Origin of the sequence: Bradyrhizobium sp. (assembly GCF_030693485.1) — a bacterium.
In the GTDB taxonomy this organism is placed as follows: Bacteria; Pseudomonadota; Alphaproteobacteria; order Rhizobiales; family Xanthobacteraceae; genus Bradyrhizobium.
The window spans coordinates 1-2,979 of the sequence record NZ_JAUYAN010000320.1 but is presented as its reverse complement, the minus strand read 5'-3'; the positions used below and the strand labels follow the sequence as shown (position 1 = coordinate 2,979).

Sequence of the window (2,979 nt, the reverse complement as noted above, 5' to 3'; positions counted from 1 at the left end):
CGGCTCTAACCATTGAGCTACAGGCCCCGCCGGGGTGCCGCCGCGGGCGGCACGCAACGGTGCCGCAACCCCTTAACCCGCGGCCGGCGATCCCGCAATGCCGTGTTCCCGGTCCGGAACTAATGCTTGCCGACGCGCGTTATGGCCGGATTGAACAGACGGGAAGGTGCGGAATGTTTCGCTGGGCTATCATCTGTCTCGTCATCTCGCTGGCCGCAGGCGGGCTCGGCCTGACCAACATTTCCGCCTTCGCCAGGAAGCTGTCGATGATCTTCTTCGCCCTGTTCTTCCTCGGCTTCCTGGCGTTGCTCGGAGTTGCCTACCTGTTCACCGCGGCGGTGTCGCAGAGCGAATGGGCGCCGGCGCTGCTGGCGGCCAGCGTCTAGCTGAATTGCCTGCACAGGGTTTCTGGCGCAGCATGGTTCTGCGTATTCACCGCGACGCGCCGCGCCCGAGGACCGTAGAATGAACATCGCCGGTATCGTTGGCGTCGCCGTGCTGCTGCTGTCGGGCAGTGCCGCGGCGCAGGATGGAGCCAGGGCCATTCACAACACCACGATCAGTCTGGGCACCGCGACGCCGGGCGGCGGTTTTCCGGTCTACGGCAACGCCTTTGCCGAGGTCATCAACGCCGCCGACCCGACGCTGTCGATCGAGCCGCGCAACACCAAGGGCAGCAGCGAGAACATTCCGCTGCTGGAAGCAGGATCGCTCGATATCGCGCTGGTCGCGGGCGAGCCGACCTACGAGGCCTTCATGGGCATCGGCCGGCCGGCGATCCGGCTGAAAATCCTCACCGCGATGTATTCCTCGCCCGGCATGTTTGTGGTGCGCGCCGATAGTCCCTACCAGATCATCCGCGATCTCGCCGGCAAGCCGGTGGCGTTCGGCGCCAGGGGCTCGGGCCTGCCGATCCTGTCGCGCTACATGCTCGACGGCATCGGCCTGAAGCAGGACGAGGATTTCCAGTCGATCTATCTCGACCGCGCCGGCGACGGCCCGGCCATGGTGCTCGATGGCCGCGCCGCGGCGCTGTGGGGCGCCGGCATCGGCTGGCCCGGCTTCAAGACCCTGGCCGAAAGCCCCGGCGGCGCGCGGTTCATCGCGCCTGACGCAAGCGAGATCGCGAAGATCATGGCGAAGCACACCTTCCTCAAGCCGCTGACGGTGCCGGCCGGCAGCTATCCGAACCAGTCCGCGCCGATCGCCTCGGTCGGCTCCTGGAGTTTTGTCCTGACCCGCGAGAACCTGCCTGACGATGTCGCCCACCGGCTGGCGAAATCGCTGTACGGCGCCGAAGCCGCACTCTGCAGGAAACTGCCGCAGGCCTGCGAAACGACGGCGGCGAATACGATGGCCGCGGCGATCAAGCCGGAACTGATCCATCCCGGGGTGATGAAGTATTTCAGGGAGATCGGGGTGGCGAAGTGACTGCGTAGCAGTCATTCCGGGATGGTCCGCAGGGCCAGACCTCAGGTGCGCAATTGCGCACCGGGGAATCTCGAGATTCCGGGTTTGCTTCGCGCCCCGGAATGACGGCTACGCCGTCATGAGGTAGGACATCACGGATGAATAGACGCCGGCCTGCCACATCGTCGGCATCGATCGGGGAGCCGCGTGCAATGCAGCCGGTCGCTCACGCGGCGAAGCGGATCTGACCTGCCGGCGCAGCGTCGTAGCCGGTGAGTTCCGCAGCGCGCTGCTTCAGTCGCTTGTCGCCGAGGAAGCCGATCAGCGCCTGGATGGGGGGACGGAAATAGCTGCGCTGCCGCATCAACAGATCGAAGTTTTCCCAAAGCAGCGGGACGAAGTCGAGCCCCGCCGATTTGGCCGCGGCGCGGGTGGCGATACCGCAGTCGGCCTTGCCGGCGCGCACCGCCGCCGCCAGATCGGGGCCGGTTAGACATGGCGGTTCCAGCCGGCGCAGATCCTTGGGACCGGCGCCGGCCCGCGTCAGCAGCACGTCGAGCAGCATCTGCGCGCCGGCGCCTTGTTGCCGCACCGCCATTTGCTCGCCCGAGGCCAAAACATCGGCGAGACTTCGCAACTGTTTGGGATTGCCTGGCGGAACCAGCAGGCCCTGTTCGCGCCGCACCATTCCGACCAGCACGGCGTCATGCAGGCCCGGCATCGCGCGCAACGCGGCGATATTGCTGTCCTCGGCGGCGACGTCCTCGCTGTGGAAATGCACCGCCGCGGCGATCACCTCGCCGCGCAGCAGCCGCTCGACGCCGCGCGCGGTGCCCTCGGTCAGCGATGCCAGACCCGAGCCGGACTCGCGCAAGGTCCATTCCAGCAAATCGTCCTGGCTGCCGCCGACGATGGGCGGCGGATCCTCCGCGATCATGCCGGCCGGACGCGACAGCCCCGATAGCACCCAGAGATCGAGTTCCTGACGCGGGAACAGCCACTTGCCCGTCACCTTGCTGCAGGGGATGTCGCCCGAGGTCACGAGCTCATAAAGCTTGCGCTCTCCAAGCCGGACATAGTCCGCAGCCTCGCTGGTTGTCAGGAAATCCATCCTGCATCTATATGCATATTCCTGCTTTTGTTCAATCTGTTGACATATGTGGAAACTGTGCCGAACAAGGCGACTGGAGGAGCGATGTCCGACCAGTTCAGCGCCTGGCAACTGATCCTGAACGGCGATCCCGCGCTGTTTGCAATCGTGCGGTTGTCGCTCGCCGTCAGCCTGTCCGCGGTGGCGCTGGCCGCCCTGATCGGCATGCCACTTGGTGCGCTGGTCGCTTTGACCCGCTTTCCCGGGCGCGCCGTCCTGGTGGTGCTGCTCAATGCCATGATGGGGCTGCCGCCCGTCGTGGTCGGGCTCGCGGTCTATCTGCTGCTGTCGCGATCCGGGCCGCTCGGATCGATGGGCATCCTGTTCACGCCGACGGCGATGGTGATCGCCCAGACCATCCTGATCGTGCCGATCATCGCGGCGCTGACGCGCCAGACCATCGAGGATCTCTGGGCCGA

General features: G+C 66.1%; 4 protein-coding genes. 3 read left to right on the top strand and 1 reads right to left on the bottom strand.

Annotation, left to right across the window (positions count from 1 at the left end; translation table 11 throughout):
- Positions 1-173: 173 nt before the first annotated feature.
- The gene (locus Q8N40_RS23290) at positions 174-386 is read left to right on the top strand and encodes a DUF1328 domain-containing protein (protein ID WP_305713468.1); all 213 of its coding nucleotides are present in this window, start codon (positions 174-176) and stop codon (positions 384-386) included.
- A gap of 79 nt (positions 387-465) precedes the next feature.
- Positions 466-1,431, top strand: coding sequence for a TAXI family TRAP transporter solute-binding subunit (locus Q8N40_RS23285; protein WP_305713467.1), 966 nt, complete (start codon positions 466-468; stop codon positions 1,429-1,431).
- 205 nt (positions 1,432-1,636) lie between these two features.
- On the opposite strand, the gene Q8N40_RS23280 is transcribed toward Q8N40_RS23285, so the two are convergent.
- A complete protein-coding gene (locus Q8N40_RS23280) occupies positions 1,637-2,521 on the bottom strand; it encodes a helix-turn-helix transcriptional regulator (protein ID WP_305713466.1) in 885 nt (294 codons plus the stop codon).
- Between the two features lie 84 nt (positions 2,522-2,605).
- Here Q8N40_RS23280 and Q8N40_RS23275 point away from each other — a divergent pair.
- On the top strand, positions 2,606-2,979 hold a 374-nt coding region (locus Q8N40_RS23275; RefSeq protein WP_305713465.1), incomplete at its 3' end, for an ABC transporter permease.